A 15936-nucleotide genomic window follows, 5' to 3' on the forward strand; every position below is an offset into this window, starting at 1 on the left:
GGTCGGCGAGCGGCTCGGCGACGCCCTCGCGCCGCTGGTGGGCGCGGAGCCCGAGGAGGTGGTCGTCGGCAACTCGATCACGGTGAACATTCACACGCTCGTCGGCACCTTCCTCGACGAACTGCTGGCCGGGAACGGCCCCGATCGCGAGGGCGTCCCGGCCGCCGACGGAGAGTGGACGCCGGACGGGGACCCCGAGGCCGACCCCGCGGTCCTCGTCAACGAGCTCGACTTCCCCTCCGACCACTACGCGATCCGGGCGCAGCTCCGGCAGCGCGGGATCGACCCCGACGAGAAGCTCCGGGTCGTTCCGAGCCGGGACGGGCGCACGATCGACCCGCGGGACATCGAGGCCGCGCTGGCCGAACACGACGACGTCGGGATCGTCTTCATGCCGACCGCGCTGTACCGCTCGGGACAGCTGTTCGACGTGCCGCGGATCGCCAAGGCGGCCCACGAGGCGGGCGCGTACGCCGGCTTCGACGCGGCCCACTCCGCGGGCGCCGTCCCCCACGAGTTCGACGAGGCGGGCGTCGACTTCGCGGTCTGGTGCACCTACAAGTACCTCAACGCCGGGCCGGGGTCGATCGGCGCGCTGTTCGTCGCGGAGCGCCACCACGGGCTCGCGCCCGCGCTGGCCGGGTGGTGGGGTCACGAGAAGGCGACGCAGTTCGAGATGAACATGACCTACACCCCGGCCGACTCCGCGGGCGCGTGGCAGATCGGCACGCCGCCGCTGCTGTCGGCCGCGCCGCTCGAAGGCGCCGCGGAACTCCTCCGGGAGGCCGGGATCCGGCGCGTTCGGAAGAAGTCGCTCGCCCTGACCGACTTCCTGATCGCGCTCGTCGACGAGCGACTCCCGGCGGTGTCGGTCGGCACGCCCCGCGGTCACGCGTCCCGCGGCGGTCACGTCGCCTTAGAGCATCCCGAGGCCGAGCGGCTGAGCGAGGCGCTGAGGGACCGCGGCGTCGTCGTCGACTTCCGGCCGCCGAACGTGGTGCGCGTCTGTCCGGCCGCACCGTACACCTCCTTCGCCGACGTGCTGGAAGTCGTCGACGAGATCGAAGCGATTCTCGACAGCGGCGCGCACGAGGCGTACGCGACGAGCGAGGGCGGGGTGACTTAGCGGGCGCGGAACGTGGGAGTCCGCGGGCGGGGTCGACCGACGAGATGGTTCTGCCGTTGACATCCGCAGTATTATCAGTCGAGGTGGCGTAGATAGCATAAGAGAACCAATGGGAAAGGAGTCACACGCAACCGACGGAGCCGGTCGGTCCGGGACGGACGGTGACCGGGTGACCAACGCCTACGAGGCGATGTTCCGAGCGGCGGACGACGCGATATTTCTCGTTGACGTGGTGCGAAGGGACGGCGAATACGAGTTCACGTTCAAGCAGAACAACACCGCGTACCAGCAGCAGACCGGGCTGACCGAGGACGCGATGTTCGGACAGACGCCGCGGGAGCTCCTCGGGGACGAACAGGGGATCGCGGTCGAAGCGAACTACCGCCGGTGCGTCGAGGAGGGGACGACGATCGAGTACGAAGAGCGGCTCGATTTCCCGGCCGGGACAACGGACTGGCAGACGAAGCTGACGCCGGTCACGGAGGACGGAACGGTGACGCAGATCATCGGCATCGCTCGCGACATCACGGAGCAGAAGGAACGCGAGCGGGAACTCCGGCAGACGTACCGCCGGTTCCAGACCGTGTTGGAGACGATGTCCGCGGCGGTGTTCCTGAAAGACACCGACGGGCGGTACCTCCTCATGAACCAGGCGTGCCGCGACGTGTTCGACATCGACGAGGACCCCGTCGGAATGACCGACGAGGACCTCTTCCCGGAGGCCGTCGCGGCGCAGGCCCGAGCGGACGACCGCAGAGTGATCGAGGGCGGCGAGTCGATCGAGATCGAGGAGACGGTTCCGACCCCCGCCGGAGAGAGCATTCGACTGACGCGGAAGTCTCCCGTATACGACGAGCAGGGATCGATCCGCGGAGTGTGTGGGGTTTCGACCGATATCACCGAGCAGAGAGAGCGGGAGCGAACCCTCCAGCAGATCAAAGACCGGCTCGAGCTCGCGGTCGAGGGCGCGCAGATCGGCGTCTGGGACTGGGACATGACCACCGACGAGGTCGAGTTCAACGATCAGTGGGCCGAGATGCTTGGCCACTCGCCCGACGAGATCGAACCGCGCCTCGACGCGTGGGAGCGGCGCGTCCACCCCGACGACCTCGCGGCGGTCGAAGACGCCCTGTCGGAACACATGGCGGGCGAGGCGGAGTACTACGACGCGGAACACCGGATGCGAACCGCGGCGGGCGAGTGGAAGTGGATCCGCGACGTCGGAAGGGTCGTCGAGCGCGACGACGACGGGGAGCCGGTCCGAGCCGTCGGAATCCACCTCGACATCGACGACCGGAAGCGGCGAGAGGCGGAGCTGGAGCGCACGCGAGCCCTCATCGAGCGCACCCAAGAGAGCGCGTCGATCGGCTGGTGGGAGGTCGACCTGGTCGCCGAGTCGCTCACGTGGAGCGACGAGGTGTACCGGATCCACGAGGTGCCGGCCGACGAGACGGTCGAGCTGGAAGACGGAATAGAGTTCTATCACCCGGACGACCGGGACGCGATCGAACGGGCGTTCGAGCGGCTGACGGAGGAGGGCGAGTCGTACGACCTCGAACTGCGGATCGTCACGGCGACCGGACGAACCCGGTGGGTCAGGACGATCGGCGATCCGCAGTTCGACGGCGCGGGGGAGGTCGTCGGGGCGCTCGGACTGTTTCAAGACATCACCGAGCGGAAGCGGTACGAGATGGCCCTCGAGTCGACGCGCGAGGAGCTGCGGACGGTCATCGACCTCGTGCCGGACCTCGTGTTCGTGAAGAACCGCGAGGGCGAGTACCTCCTGGCCAACGAGGCGACCGCAGCGGCGTACGGGCTGTCGCCCGAGGAGGTCGAGGGGCGGTCGGAGGGCGATATCATCCCGGACGTCGACGACTCCGACGAGTTCCGACAGGACGACTTGGAGGTGATCGAGTCCGGGGAACCGAAGAACGTCGGCGAGGAGACGTTGACGACGGCGGCCGGCGAAACGCGCATCCTCCAGACGGTGAAGATCCCCTACAAGGTTCCGGAAACGGGTGAAGACGCCGTTCTGGGATACGCCCGCGACGTCACCGACCTCAAGCGGTACGAGCAGACGCTCGAAGAGCAGCGGGACACCCTCATGCTGCTCAACCAAGTCGTGCGCCACGACATCCGGAATCAGCTGATGGTCGTCAAGTCGTACACCGAACTGCTCGAGGACTCGCTGCCGGACGACCAGAGCCGGACGTACGCGCGGACGGTCATCGGGGCGGCGAAGCAGGCGGCCGACATCACGGAGACCGCCAGGGACGTCACCGACGTGTTGCTACAGGTCGGAACCGACCAAGAGCCGGTCGATCTCCGCGCCGAACTCAACCAGCAGATCGAACGGATCCGGTCCGAGAAAGACCGCGCGACGGTCACGGTGAACGGAGCGATCCCGGACGTGACGGTGTTGGCCGACGGCCTGCTGGAGGCGGTGTTCCGGAACCTGCTGACGAACGCGGTCGTCCACAACGACAAGCAGGTGGCCGAGATCACGATCTCGACCAGCGTGTCGGAGGACGCGGTGTGCGTCTCGATCGCAGACAACGGGCCCGGAATCCCGGACGATCACAAAGAGCAGATCTTTCAGGAGGGCGAGAAGGGACTGGAGAGCGGCGGAACCGGGATCGGCCTGTACCTCGTCAAGACGCTCATCAACAGGTACGACGGCGACGTGTGGATCGAGGACAACGAGCCGACGGGGAGCGTGTTCGTCGTCGAGCTGCCGCTCGCCGAGTGATCGGCGCGCGGCCCCTCCGGCGACGGCAGCGCTCGGCCGCGCGGTCGACCGTCCGAACTTCCCGGGGCGACGGGCTTAATCGCCCGAGCGCCCAACCATAGACGATCACAGCATGGCGGAACCCTCGGGGATGGACGCGTTCGCGAACCTCGGGAGCGAGATCCGCGAGGCGCTCTCGGACCGGGGGTTCACCACGCCCACCGAACCCCAACGCGAAGCCATTCCGCCGCTCGCCGAGGGGAAGAACGCCCTCGTCCTCGCGCCGACGGGCACCGGGAAGACGGAGACCGCGATGCTCCCCGTCTTCGACGCGATCGTGGCCGCCCGGAGTTCGCCCGGCGACCAGCCCCGAGAGGGGATCTCCGCCCTCTACATCACCCCCCTCCGCGCGCTCAACCGCGACATGATGGACCGGCTGGAGTGGTGGGGCGAGACGCTCGGCGTCGAGGTCGCGGTGCGCCACGGCGACACCACCCAGTACGAGCGGAGCAAGCAGGCCGACGACCCGCCCGACGTGCTCATCACGACGCCGGAGAGCCTCCAAGCAATCTTGACCGGCTCGAAGATGCGGGTCGCCCTCGAAGACGTCGCACACGTCGTGATCGACGAGGTCCACGAACTCGCGTCGGCGAAGCGCGGCGCGCAGCTCACGATAGGGCTCGAACGCCTCCGCCGCGTCGCGGGGCCGTTCCAGCGGGTCGGCCTCTCCGCGACGGTGGGGGACCCGGAGGAGGTCGGCCGGTTCCTCGTCGGGACGGGGAAACGCGACCCGGACCGCCCCGGCGACCGCGAGTTCGAGACGGTCGAGGTCGCGGCCGGGACCCGGACCGACGTGCGCGTTCTCGACCCCGAAATAACCGACCGCGACACGGGCCTCGCGGGCGAACTCGCGGTCGACGAGACGACCGCGAGCCACGTGCGGACGATCCGGGAGATCGTCGCGAACCACGAGTCGACGCTGATATTCGTCAACACGCGACAGACCGCGGAGGCGCTGGGCTCGCGGTTCAAGACGCTCGCGGAGAACGAGCGAGACAAGGGAACCGAGAATCCCACCGAGATCGAGCTCCACCACGGCTCGCTGTCGAAGGAGGTGCGGATCGACGTGGAAGACCGGTTCAAGTCCGGCGACCTCGACGGGCTCGTCTGCACCTCCTCGATGGAGCTCGGGATCGACGTGGGGCGCGTCGACCACGTCGTCCAGTACGGGAGCCCCCGCGAGGTCGCCCGCCTGCTCCAGCGCGTCGGGCGCGCGGGCCACCGCCGCGACCTCGTCTCCGAGGGGACCGTCGTGACGCAGGGCGGCGACGACACGCTCGAAGCCCTCGCCATCGCGCGCCGAGCGGGCGAGGAGCTCGTCGAGCCCGCGAACATCCACCACGGCAGCCTCGACACGGTCGCGAACCAGATCGTCGGGGTCGTGATGGACGAGGGGGAGGTCCACGCCCGCGAGGCGTACGAGACGGTCACGAACGCCTACCCGTTCGCCGACCTCTCGGAGCCGCAGTTCCAGGAGGTGGTCCGCGAGCTCGACGGGAACCGCCTCCTGTGGCTCGACGAGGAGACGGACACGCTCGAGAAGTCGGGCGGCACCTGGCAGTACTTCTACGCGAACCTCTCGATGATCCCCGACGAGGCCACCTACGAGGTGTACGACATGTCCTCCAGACGCGGCATCGGCACCCTCGACGAGCAGTTCGTCGTCAACTTCGCCGGCCCGGGCGAGACGTTCGTCCAGCGCGGCGAGATGTGGCGGATTACGGAGATCGACGAGGAGGAGGAGCGCGTGAACGTGACGCCGATCCCCGACCCGACCGGCGAGGTGCCCTCGTGGGTGGGCCAGGAGATCCCGGTCCCCAAGCCCGTCGCCGAGGAGGTCGGGCGGATACGCGGCGAGGCCGCGACCGCACTGGCGGCCGGGTCGACGCCCGAAGCCGTCGCCGCCGACCTCGCGGAACGGTACCCGACCGGCGAGGAGACGGTCGCGGCCGCCCTGACGTCGGTCGTCGACCACGTCGACGCCGGCCACCCGGTGCCGACCGACGAGCGGATCGTGATCGAGGGGAGCGCGCGCACCGTCGCCGTCAACGCCGCCTTCGGCCACGAGGTCAACGAGACCCTCGCGCGCCTGCTCGCGGCGCTGGTCGGCCAGCGCGCCGGCTCCTCGGTCGGGATGGACGTCGACCCGTACCGGATCGAGTTCGAGGTGCCTCACGGGGTCGATCCCGGAACGTTCCGCGAGGTGCTGGAGACGACCGACCCCGACCGGCTGGAGGCGTACCTCGAGCTCGCGGTGAAGAAGTCGGACGCGCTGAAGTTCACGCTCGCGCAGGTCGCCGCGAAGTTCGGCGCCGTCAAGCGGTACAAGGAGGGGCGAGGGAAGTTCGGCGGCGACCGCTTACTCGCCGCCCTCGAAGACACCCCCGTCTACGACGAGGCGCTCCGCGAGGTGTTCCACGCCGACCTCGCGGTGCCGGAGACCGCCGACCTGCTCGCCGGGATCCAGTCGGGAGACGGCGGCCGCGACGGCTCGCTCGACCTGGCGATCGCCCGCGAGCGCACCCCCCTGGGCACCGCGGGCCGCTCCGCCGGCACGGAGTTCCTCGTGCCCGACAACGCCGACGCCGACGTGATCGAGACGGTCAGAGAGCGGATTCGGGACGACCGCGTCATCCTCTTTTGCCTCCACTGTACGGACTGGAAACACACGACGAAGGTCCGGCGCGTCCGCGACCAGCCCGAGTGCCCCGACTGCGGCTCCACCCGGATCGCGGCGCTGAACCCGTGGGACGAGGAGACGGTCGAGGCGGTGCGCGCGCCCGAGAAGGACGACGAGCAGGAGCGCCGCACCGAGCGCGCCCACCGCGCCGCGAGCCTCGTCCAGACGCACGGGAAGCGGGCGGTGATCGCCCTCGCCGCGCGCGGCGTCGGCCCGCACAACGCCGCGCGGATCATCAATAAGCTCCGCGAGGACGAAGACGAGTTCTACCGCGACGTGCTCCGCCAGGAGCGCGAGTACGCCCGCACGCAGTCGTTCTGGGACTGACTCGCGGCCGAGCAGCCGCCGACCCCACGACACGACCGTTTTTAAGTATCGGACGGCCGATCGAGTGACATGGACCTCTCCGCCGCCGTCACGGCAACGACAGCGACCCTCCGCCGACGCCCCGCCGACGTCCTCCCCTTCTACCTCCTCGGCACCGCGGTGCCGGTGATCGCCCGCCTCGGCACGTTCGCCGCGCTCGCGGGGATCTATCTCCACCTCGAACTCACCGGGAGACTCGCGGCCGTCGGCGACGCGCTCGCCGGGGTCGAGTCGCCCCCGGACCCGCAGGACGCCGAGGCGTTTCAGGCGTGGGCCGAGGGGGTGGCGCCCGCGTTCGAACCCCTGCTCACGCCGACCGCCGGGATCCTCTTCGCCGCCGGCGTGCTCGCCACGTTCGTCCTCGCTGTCGTCGCGTACGCCGTCGTCTCGGCCGGCCAGCTCTCCGCGGTCATCGCGAGCCTCCGCGACGAGCGGGGGCTCGTCGGGGGAGTCGCAGGCGCCCGATCGCGTTGGCTCACGTTCCTCGGCCTCTACGTCGCCGAGCTGCTCCTCTGGATCGCCGTCGTCGCGCTCGGGTCGATCGCGGTCGGCGCGGCGTTCCTCGCGAACCCGTTCCTCGGCGCGGCGGTCGCGGTCGCCGCCCTCCTCGTCGGCCTCGTCGCCCTCGCGCTCGTCCGGATCCTCTTCGCGTTCGCCCCGGTGGCCGTCGTCGTCGACGACGCCGGCGTGGTCGGGGGGATCGAGGGGGCCGGCGGCTTCGTGCGCTCGAACCCCGTCGACGCCGCCGCCTACCTCGTGGTCGCGATCGGCGCGCTGGTCGCCGTCGCGTCGGTCGCCTCGGGGATCGCGTTCCTCGGGGGCGGCCCCGTCGTCGCGCTCGCCAGCGCGGTCGTCGTCGCGCCCGCGCTCGACCTGTTGAAGACCGTCCTCTACGGCGACTACCGCGGGACGGTCGACCCCGTCTCGCCGCCCGAGGCCGGCGTCAGGGCGCAGTTCGTCGGCGGCCTCCGCCGCGGGTGGCGAGAGCTGGCCGGGTTCGTCCGGTCGACGCCGGGCAGTCACGCCCTCGCGCTCGCGGTGGCGGTCGGGTTCGGCGCGGTCGGGTGGTACGCCGCCGCGCCGTTCGCCGAGGCGGTCCCGACCTCGATCGAGGGGCGGATCGCCGGACAGATCCCGCCCGTGGCGACGCTGACGTACTTCGGGAACAACTGGGGGGTCGCGATCGCGACCGCCTTCTCCGGGGCGGGGTTCGTCCTCCCGGCGCTCTCGTCGCTCGCGTTCAACGGCCTCGCGCTCGGCGCCACCGCCGCCCTGGAGGAGAACCTCCTCGCGCTCGTCGCGTTCGTGGTCCCGCACGGGATCTTCGAGATCCCCGCGCTCGTCGTCTCGGGCGCGCTCGGCGTCCACCTCGGGGCGGTCTCGTGGCGGACGCTCCGCGGCCGCGCGAGCCGCGAGCGGCTCCCCNGCCATCAGAGATGTGTATAAGAGACAGATCCTGTTCGCCGTCGCCGCCGTCATCGAGGGGTTCGTCAGCCCGTACTACTGGCGGCCGTTCCTCTAGGCCCCGACGGAGCGCGGCCTCGACCGCAGCCTTATTACGACGCACCCGAAGCGTCGGTATGCAGCCGCTCGTCGCCGTCATCCTCGTCGGCGTCCCGCTCGCGTGGCTCGTCGGCTTCGCCGCCTACGCGTACGTCGACGCGCCCAAGTACGGAATGAACCCGCGCAAGTGGGCGCTCATCTCGTTCGCCGTCCCGCTGTTCGGCTTCCTCGCGTACATTTTCGAACGCGACGAACTCGACTACGACCCCGAGGAGGACCCGTACGCCGGCGGCGACGACGGCCGGACCGGCGGCTTCGCGGTCCACGAGTCGCGCCAAGGCGAGAAACGCCTCGGCCCGGCGGGGACGGAGGCGGACGACGACGACGCGGACAACGGCGACGACGAGTGGAACGATCCGGACGGCGTCGACCTCTGACGGAACGACTGGACGGATCCCGGTCAGCACGGAGACGCCGACGAGCGATGCGATATTTAAATCTCGGAGAGCGAGAGGGGTCGATATTTATAAATAGCGATGCGGTGGCGCGTGCCTGCGAGCGGCCGCCGGGGGCGGCCGCGAGACAGCACGCGCGAGGGAGTCGCGAACGCCCGTAGGGCGTGAGCGACGAGGCTGGGGAGGCGTGAGGCGCGGTCCCGCGAGCGACCGGAGGGAGCGAGCGGGAGTACGGAAGTCGCAGCCCGCGCAGCGACCGAAGGGAGCGAGCAGGACCGTCTTCCGGTGGTGCGGTCGCTGTCGGGTGGGGCTCAAAGGGGCAGTCGCGAGGACGCCGTAGGCGACGTAAGCACCGCAGGGAGCGAGTGAAACGAGCGACCGAGGAGCGCAGCGAGCGTACGGCGTCCTCGCGACTGGGGCTTTGGAGGTGTTCCCCGTCGATCCGCAATCAGCTACTTATAAACTACCGCCGTCAACGTCGAGTTTCAACAAAATCTATCAGTCCTAAATCGCGTCGCGGAGCGCCGCCCGCCGCCTCTCTAAGTCGAACGCGGCCTCGGGCGCGTCGAGCCGGTCGAAGAAGGCGAACGCGTCGGCGCCAGCCCGCTCCGCGTGGGCGATCAGCGCCTCGATCGACGCGCGGTTGAGCGCGAACGAGTCCAGCTTCCCGCAGCAGAGCGCCAGCGCGACGCCGGCCTCGCCGGACGGGAACGCGGAGTCGACCGCCGACAGGTCGGAACCCTCCGACATCTCACCCACGACCCCCGCCTCGTCCGCGGCGACGACCCGCAGACACCGGGTACAGATCGCGGCCGCGTCGGCCGGGGCGTGCTCGCGGAGCGCGGGCGGCACGGCGAACGCGACGACGTCGGCGTCGCAGTGTGGACAGGACACGCTCGTCGGTACGGACGGACTCAATTAAAAGTCGACGGCAGAGAGAGAAACGGCGACCGACGCGCAAGCGGTGATGGCAGTTCGGAACCCGGCGCCGCGGCGGGGCGTCAGTCGGCGGGTTCGGGCTCTTCGGTCTCCGCGGCCGCGACCGCCGCGGCCGCCTCCTCGGCCTCCGCCTTCTCCTCTTCCTCCTTTTTCGCCTTGATCTTCTTCATGCGGAAGATCTCCTCGCGCTCCTGCTCTTCGAGCTTCTGCTCGATGTACTCCTGGTTCTCGTAGAGGGTCGGGAGCAGGGTGAACTCCAGGGCGTTGACGCGGCGCTTGGTCGTCTCGATCTCCGTGAGCATCTTCTTCATCGCCGTCTCGACCTCGGCGGCGAGGATGACCTTCTCTAAGAGCTCCTCGTAGGCGTCGGCCGCCTCGTCGATGCGCGCCGAGGAGCCGAGCAGGCCGTAGCCCCGCTCGTCGAGGCTCTTCTTCACCTTCGAGGACTCGATCTGCGGGACCACGACGCCCATGATGTTCTTCGACTGGGTCGTGATCTCGGGGTGCTCTTTCAGCGCCGCGGCCGCGCCGCGGACGGCGACGTCGCCCTCCATCGCCCGGGCCATGTCGATCTTGCGCTGGGCCGTCTCGTAGTTCTCGGAGACCTCCGACCGGACGTCCTGCGCCTGGTCGAGGATGTCCATGAACTCCATGATGAGCCCGTCGCGCTTCTGTTCGAGCGTGTCGTGACCGCGCTCGGAGAGCTCGATGCGGTCCTCGATCGCCATCAGGTTCTTCCGCGTCGGTTTGACGTCCTTGGCCATCTTGAGGGAAGGTTCCGCTCCGAGGCGGATAATTCTTTTCAGACGCGTCGGTTCGGCGGGCCGGCGAGCGGGGATCGATCCGACCCCGTCGACGGCCGACTTCCGGCGGCGCCGTCGCTGTCCGGCGAGCGTGCGACGGGCGGCAAAAAGTGAGTCGCGGCGTCAGTCGGCCGCTTCGAGGACTTCGCGCTCGGAGTCGTCCTCGCGGTAGTGCTCCTCGATGAACTCCTCGTCGATCCGGTTGAGGGCGTCCTTCGGCAGCATCGAGAGGAGGTCCCAACCGATAGAGAGCGTCTCGTCGATGTCGCGGTTCGTCTCGAAGCCCTGGTCGATGAACTCGGACTCGAACGCGTCCGCGAAGTCGAGGTACTTGTTGTCGAGCTCCGACAGCGCCTCGCGACCGACGATGTTCACGAGGTCGCGGAGGTCCTCGCCCTCCGCGTACGCCGCGAACATCTGGTCTTTCACGTCGGCGTGGTCGGCGCGGGTGAGCCCCTCGCCGATCCCGTCGTCCATCAGCCGCGACAGGCTGGGGAGGACGTTGATCGGCGGCTGCAGGCCCTGGCTGTTCAGGTCGGGGTCGACGTAGATCTGCCCCTCCGTGATGTACCCGGTCAGGTCCGGGATCGGGTGGGTGTCGTCGTCGCCAGGCATCGTGAGGATCGGGATCTGCGTGACCGACCCCTCACGCCCTTTGATCCGGCCGGCGCGCTCGTACAGCTGCGCCAGGTCGGTGTACATGTACCCGGGGTACCCGCGTCGGCCGGGCACCTCCTCGCGGGCCGCCCCGATCTCGCGGAGCGCCTCGCAGTAGTTGGTCATGTCCGTCAGGATGACGAGGACGTGGTAGTCCTTCTCGAAGGCGAGGTACTCGGCGGTCGTCAGGACCATCCGCGGCGTGACCGTCCGCTCGACCGCGGGGTCGTCCGCGAGGTTCATGAAGACGACCGAGCGCTCCAAGGCGCCGGTGCGCTCGAAGTCCTCCATGAACTCGTTGGCCTCCTCTTGGGTGATCCCCATCGCGCCGAAGATGACGGCGAACTCGGAGCCCTCCTCGTCGTCGCCGGCCTCCTCCTCTTCGGGCACGCTGGCCTGCCGCGCGATCTGCATCGCCAGCTCGCTGTGCGGCTGGCCGGAGCTGGAGAAGATCGGGAGCTTCTGGCCGCGCACCAGGGTGTTCATGCCGTCGATAGCGGAGACGCCCGTCTCGATGAACTCCTCGGGGTACTCCCGGGAGTACGGGTTGATCGCCGCGCCGACGATGTCCTGGCGCTCCTCGGGAACGATCTCCGGGCCGTCGTCGATCGGGCGGCCGGAGCCGTCCAGCACCCGCCCGAGGAGGTCCTCGGTGACGGGCATCTTCATCGTCTCGCCCAGGAAGCGGACGGACGCGTCTCTGTCGATACCGGAGGTGCCCTCGAAGACCTGGATCGCGACCACGTCCTCCGAGGATTCGAGCACCTGTCCGCGCAGCGTCTCGCCCTGTGCCGTCTCGATCTCGACGATCTCGTCGTAGCCGATCGCCTCGTCGACCTCGGCGTACACGAGGGGGCCGCTGATCTCGGTGATGGTTTGATACTCTTTCATGGTCAGTAGAGGCTCCGGAGCTCCTCGGTGATCTCGGCTTTGAGATCCTCGACGTACTCCTTGTAGTCCTCTTGGACGCCGATGCGGTTAATCCGCGGGGCGGCTTCGGTGTCGACGATCTCCTCGACGGGGACGCCTGCGTCGAGGGCGTCGAACGCCTCGTCGTTGAACTTCTGGATCGTCGTCAGCATGAGGTACGTCTTCTCCGGCGGACAGAAGGTGTCGACCGGGTGGAACGCGTTCTGCTGGAGGTACGCCTCGCGCAGGTAGCGCGCGACCTCCAGGATGAGCTGCTGGTCGTCGGGCAGGGCGTCCTTCCCGACGAGCTGGACGATCTCCTGCAGCTCCGTCTCCTCGTCGAGCACGTCGACCGCCCACTGGCGCCGCTCCGCCCAGTCGTCGGCGACCTCGTCTTCGAACCAGGGGTCCAGCTGGTCCTTGTACAGCGAGTAGGACTCGTTCCAGTTGATCGACGGGAAGTGGCGGCGCTCCGCCAGGTCCGCGTCGAGCGCCCAGAACGTCTTCACGATCCGCAGGGTGTTCTGGGTGACCGGCTCGGAGAAGTCGCCGCCGGGCGGCGACACCGCGCCGATCGCCGAGACGGAGCCCTCCGTCCCGTTGATGTTCTCGAAGTAGCCGGCGCGCTCGTAGAACTGCGCGAGCCGGGCGGCGAGGTACGTGGGGTACCCCTCCTCGCCGGGCATCTCCTCCAGCCGGGAGGAGATCTCGCGCATCGCCTCCGCCCACCGCGAGGTGGAGTCGGCCATCAGCGCCACGTCGTACCCCATGTCGCGGTAGTACTCGGCGATCGTGATCCCGGTGTAGATACAGGACTCACGCGCCGCGACGGGCATGTTCGACGTGTTCGCGATGAGCGAGGTGCGGGCCATCAGCGGGTTGCCGTTGGCCGGGTCCTCCAGCTCGGGGAAGTCCTCGATGACCTCGGTCATCTCGTTGCCGCGCTCGCCGCAGCCGACGTAGACGATGATGTCCGCGTCGGCGTACTTCGCGAGCTGGTGCTGGGTGACCGTCTTCCCGGAGCCGAAGGGGCCGGGAATCGCGGCCGTCCCGCCCTTCGCGATGGGGAACAGGCCGTCGAGGATGCGCTGGCCGGACACCAGCGGCGTCCGGGGCGTCTTCTTGTCGTTGGCGGGGCGGGCCTCGCGCACCGGCCACTCCTGGTGCATCGAGACCTCCTCGCCGTTGTCGAGCTCGACGACCGTCTCGGTGACGTCGAAGCTGCCGGCCTCGGCGGCGACGACCTCGCCGCCCTCGTAGTCCGGCGGCACCATGACCTTGTGGTCGATGGTGACTGTCTCCTCGACGACGCCGACGATGTCGCCGGGCTCGACGACGTCGCCTTCCTCGACCTCGGGCTCGAACTCCCACTTCTCCTCGAGGTCGATGCCGGGCGCGTCGACCCCGCGGTCGAGGTACGGACTGCCCATCTTGCCCTCCAGCACGTCCAGGGGGCGCTGAACGCCGTCGTAGATGGCGTCCAGCATCCCCGGGCCGAGGTCGACCGACAGCGGCTCGCCCGTGTTCTCGACGGGTTCGCCGGGGCCGACGCCGGAGGTTTCCTCGTACACCTGAACGGTCGTGAGGTCGCCCTCGATCTCGATCACTTCCCCCATGAGCCCTTCGTCGCCGACGTAGACGACGTCGTTCATGCGGGCGTTGAGATCGCGGGCGGTCACGACCGGACCGCTCACGCTCTGAATGACGCCGTTGTCCGTCTCGGCGTCGGTTGTGTCTGCTTTGCTCATATTAGTCGTCTTCCTCCATCAGGTCGATGCCGATGGCGCGTTTGATCTGGTCGCGCAGCCCGCCGCTGCCGGCGCCGGAGCCGCCGAGCGTCACGAGGACCGGCTCGATGCTCCCCTCGACCGCCTCGCGGGTCCCCCGCGAGAGGTGGTCGAGGTCGTCGTCGTGCATCACGATGATGCCGACGCCCTCGTCGTCGAGCGTCCGCTCGACGGCGTCGTCGAGCTTCTCCTCCTTCTCGTCGTCCGGGACGTTCTCGAACGCCCGGACGCCGGCGAGGCGGAATCCGGTCGTGAACTCCGGGCTGCCGACGACCGCTATCTCCTGGCTCATGTTATCACCAGCTCCGATTCGATCTCGTCGGGCGAGAGGCCGGCCTCCTTCCCGCGAGCGATCGCCCGGATGTTCTCCGTCTCGCGCTCCTTCGCGAGGATGTACGAGATAACCGGGGTGACCGACACCGGGTGGATCGTGCCGAGCCGGTCGCCGTACGCGAGCAGGGCGCCGTCGATCGCGTGTTCGAACGCGATGAGGCTGTCCGCCTCCTCGAGCTCGCGCAGCGCGGGCCCGAGCTCGTCGCCGTACTGGCTGTCGCCGATGAACTCGACGAGCTCGTCGAGGTTCTGCGCCAGCCGAGCGAGCGACGACCGGGTGAACAGGTCGCCGCCCTCGATGAAGTACGCCGCGGGGTCGATGTCCGCGCCCGAACGGGCGAGCCGGAGCGCGTTCGTCGCGTTCCGGAAGTCGACCTCCGCCTTGAGGAACGACTCGTACTGCCGGGTCGGCTCGTCGCCGCCGAGCCCGGAGAGGAGCCGCTCGTAGAACGCGCGGTCGACCGCGTTCTCCAAGGGCACCAGCACGTCCGTCTCCTCGTACTCCGCGTACGCCTCACGCAGCGGCTCCCCGTAGATCGTGTCTTCGAGGACCTCGATCACGGCGTCGATCGAGTCCGCCTCCAGCAGGCGGCGGATCCGGCGGTCGTCGAACTCGCCGGCGCGGATCAGGTCGACCTCGACGGCCGACTGGTCCGCGTCGGTGTAGGCGCCGCGGATGACCGTCTTCACGTTCCAGGCGTCGAACTTCCGGAGGTACCGGGCGATCAGGTCGTACAGCGACCCCTCGCTCCAGTCGAGGATGGCGTCGAACTGCTCGGCGAGGTTCCGGTTCAACGCGTACTCGATCAGGTCCACGCCGCCGTGGCGGCTGCCGAGCGCGTTGATCTCCGCGCCGTACGTCGACTCCTCCATGAACCGAGCGATCTCGGCCGGCCCCATCCGGGTGAGCTTGCGGTACTCCTCGTCCCCGTAGAGGCTGCCGCGGCGGGCACGAACCCGCGCGACGACGTACTCGGGGTTCGAGCTACCGGCGGCGCTCATTGGTCGAACAGCCGCTCCGAGATGTTCTTCAACTCGTCGTCCCAGACGGACTCCAGGACCGAGTCGAACGTGTTGTTCACGCGAACGCGGGAGGTGTCGCTCTCGGCGACGACGCCGCCGAGGCAGTCGACTTCCCCGTCGACCTCGGCGTTGCGGTCCGCGACGAGCTCCTCGAGCAGCTCGACGTCCTCGGCGCGGGTGTAGACGGCGACGTCCTCGTCGTCGTCGAACTCCGCGAGGCTCGCGTCGAGTAGGGCCTCGGTGAGCTCGCGGCGGTCGTCACCGTCGAGGCCGGCGATCGCCGCCTCGACGTCGTCGCGGACGTCCTCCAAGACGTCGCGGCGGGCGCCCAGCCGCTCCTGTTTGGCCTCGAGCTTCGCCGAGGAGAGCGTCTGCTCGCGCTCCTGGTCGATCTGGCTCTCGACCTCGGTGAGCCGCTCCTCGCGGATGCGCTCCGCGTCGGCCTCGGCGTCGGCGACGATCTCGTCGGCCTCCGCCTCGGCCTGTTCGCGGATCTCCTCCGCACGCGCGCGGGCCTCATCTTCAACGTCCTCAACGACGGTTTCCAAACTCATTGGTTGAAAAACG

General features: G+C 69.1%; 11 protein-coding genes and 1 pseudogene. 5 read left to right on the forward strand and 7 right to left on the reverse strand.

The features are described from left to right. The 5 genes and pseudogenes from kynU to C470_RS07485 all read left to right on the forward strand — a co-directional run. A partial coding sequence (kynU, locus tag C470_RS07465; RefSeq protein ID WP_008366387.1) for a kynureninase occupies positions 1 to 1126 on the forward strand: 1126 nt, incomplete at its 5' end. Positions 1127 to 1235: 109 nt separating this feature from the next. Further along, entirely contained in the window at positions 1236 to 3875 is a 2640-nt protein-coding gene (locus C470_RS07470) for a PAS domain-containing protein (protein WP_008366389.1), read from the forward strand. A 112-nt stretch (positions 3876 to 3987) separates the two neighbouring features. Then, the gene (locus C470_RS07475) at positions 3988 to 6921 is read left to right on the forward strand and encodes a DEAD/DEAH box helicase (protein ID WP_008366390.1); all 2934 of its coding nucleotides are present in this window, start codon (positions 3988 to 3990) and stop codon (positions 6919 to 6921) included. A gap of 69 nt (positions 6922 to 6990) precedes the next feature. After that, a pseudogene (locus C470_RS07480) lies at positions 6991 to 8482 on the forward strand (stage II sporulation protein M). Positions 8483 to 8540: 58 nt separating this feature from the next. Continuing rightward, entirely contained in the window at positions 8541 to 8900 is a 360-nt protein-coding gene (locus C470_RS07485) for a hypothetical protein (RefSeq protein WP_004598774.1), read from the forward strand. 522 nt (positions 8901 to 9422) lie between these two features. Here the strand turns inward: C470_RS07485 and C470_RS07490 are convergent. The 7 genes from C470_RS07490 to C470_RS07520 all read right to left on the reverse strand — a co-directional run bounded on the left by C470_RS07490 (position 9423) and on the right by C470_RS07520 (position 15923). Then, positions 9423 to 9812 (reverse strand): DUF6276 family protein, encoded by a 390-nt coding sequence (locus tag C470_RS07490; protein WP_008366394.1) that lies wholly within the window; start codon positions 9810 to 9812, stop codon positions 9423 to 9425. Positions 9813 to 9919: 107 nt separating this feature from the next. Next, the gene (locus C470_RS07495; RefSeq protein ID WP_004598772.1) at positions 9920 to 10621 is read right to left on the reverse strand and encodes a V-type ATP synthase subunit D; all 702 of its coding nucleotides are present in this window, start codon (positions 10619 to 10621) and stop codon (positions 9920 to 9922) included. Between the two features lie 162 nt (positions 10622 to 10783). Next, positions 10784 to 12208: a V-type ATP synthase subunit B gene (locus tag C470_RS07500; RefSeq protein WP_008366396.1), complete on the reverse strand. Its 1425-nt coding sequence runs from the start codon at positions 12206 to 12208 to the stop codon at positions 10784 to 10786. Between the two features lie 2 nt (positions 12209 to 12210). Next, complete coding sequence (locus C470_RS07505; protein ID WP_008366397.1) at positions 12211 to 13974, reverse strand: ATP synthase subunit A; 1764 nt, start codon at positions 13972 to 13974, stop codon at positions 12211 to 12213. A gap of 1 nt (position 13975) precedes the next feature. Then, positions 13976 to 14305 (reverse strand): V-type ATP synthase subunit F, encoded by a 330-nt coding sequence (locus C470_RS07510; RefSeq protein ID WP_004598769.1) that lies wholly within the window; start codon positions 14303 to 14305, stop codon positions 13976 to 13978. After that, positions 14302 to 15348, reverse strand: a complete 1047-nt coding sequence (locus tag C470_RS07515; RefSeq protein WP_007344170.1) for a V-type ATP synthase subunit C — start codon at positions 15346 to 15348, stop codon at positions 14302 to 14304. Before C470_RS07515 ends, C470_RS07510 begins: the two co-directional genes overlap by 4 nt. Further along, entirely contained in the window at positions 15345 to 15923 is a 579-nt protein-coding gene (locus C470_RS07520) for a V-type ATP synthase subunit E (RefSeq protein WP_007344169.1), read from the reverse strand. The genes C470_RS07515 and C470_RS07520 overlap by 4 nt, the downstream gene beginning before the upstream one ends. Positions 15924 to 15936: the final 13 nt, after the last annotated feature.

Origin of the sequence: Halorubrum distributum JCM 13561, from assembly GCF_000337395.1 — an archaeon.
Classification (GTDB): Archaea; Halobacteriota; Halobacteria; order Halobacteriales; family Haloferacaceae; genus Halorubrum; species Halorubrum distributum.

Coding starts and splice junctions, on each gene's coding strand:
- C470_RS07470 (WP_008366389.1), top strand. CDS start 1,236: ATGGGAAAGGAGTCACACGCAACCGACGGAGCCGGTCGGTCCGGGACG.
- C470_RS07475 (WP_008366390.1), top strand. CDS start 3,988: ATGGCGGAACCCTCGGGGATGGACGCGTTCGCGAACCTCGGGAGCGAG.
- C470_RS07485 (WP_004598774.1), top strand. CDS start 8,541: ATGCAGCCGCTCGTCGCCGTCATCCTCGTCGGCGTCCCGCTCGCGTGG.
- C470_RS07495 (WP_004598772.1), bottom strand. CDS start 10,621: ATGGCCAAGGACGTCAAACCGACGCGGAAGAACCTGATGGCGATCGAG.
- C470_RS07500 (WP_008366396.1), bottom strand. CDS start 12,208: ATGAAAGAGTATCAAACCATCACCGAGATCAGCGGCCCCCTCGTGTAC.
- C470_RS07505 (WP_008366397.1), bottom strand. CDS start 13,974: ATGAGCAAAGCAGACACAACCGACGCCGAGACGGACAACGGCGTCATT.
- C470_RS07510 (WP_004598769.1), bottom strand. CDS start 14,305: ATGAGCCAGGAGATAGCGGTCGTCGGCAGCCCGGAGTTCACGACCGGA.
- C470_RS07515 (WP_007344170.1), bottom strand. CDS start 15,348: ATGAGCGCCGCCGGTAGCTCGAACCCCGAGTACGTCGTCGCGCGGGTT.
- C470_RS07520 (WP_007344169.1), bottom strand. CDS start 15,923: ATGAGTTTGGAAACCGTCGTTGAGGACGTTGAAGATGAGGCCCGCGCG.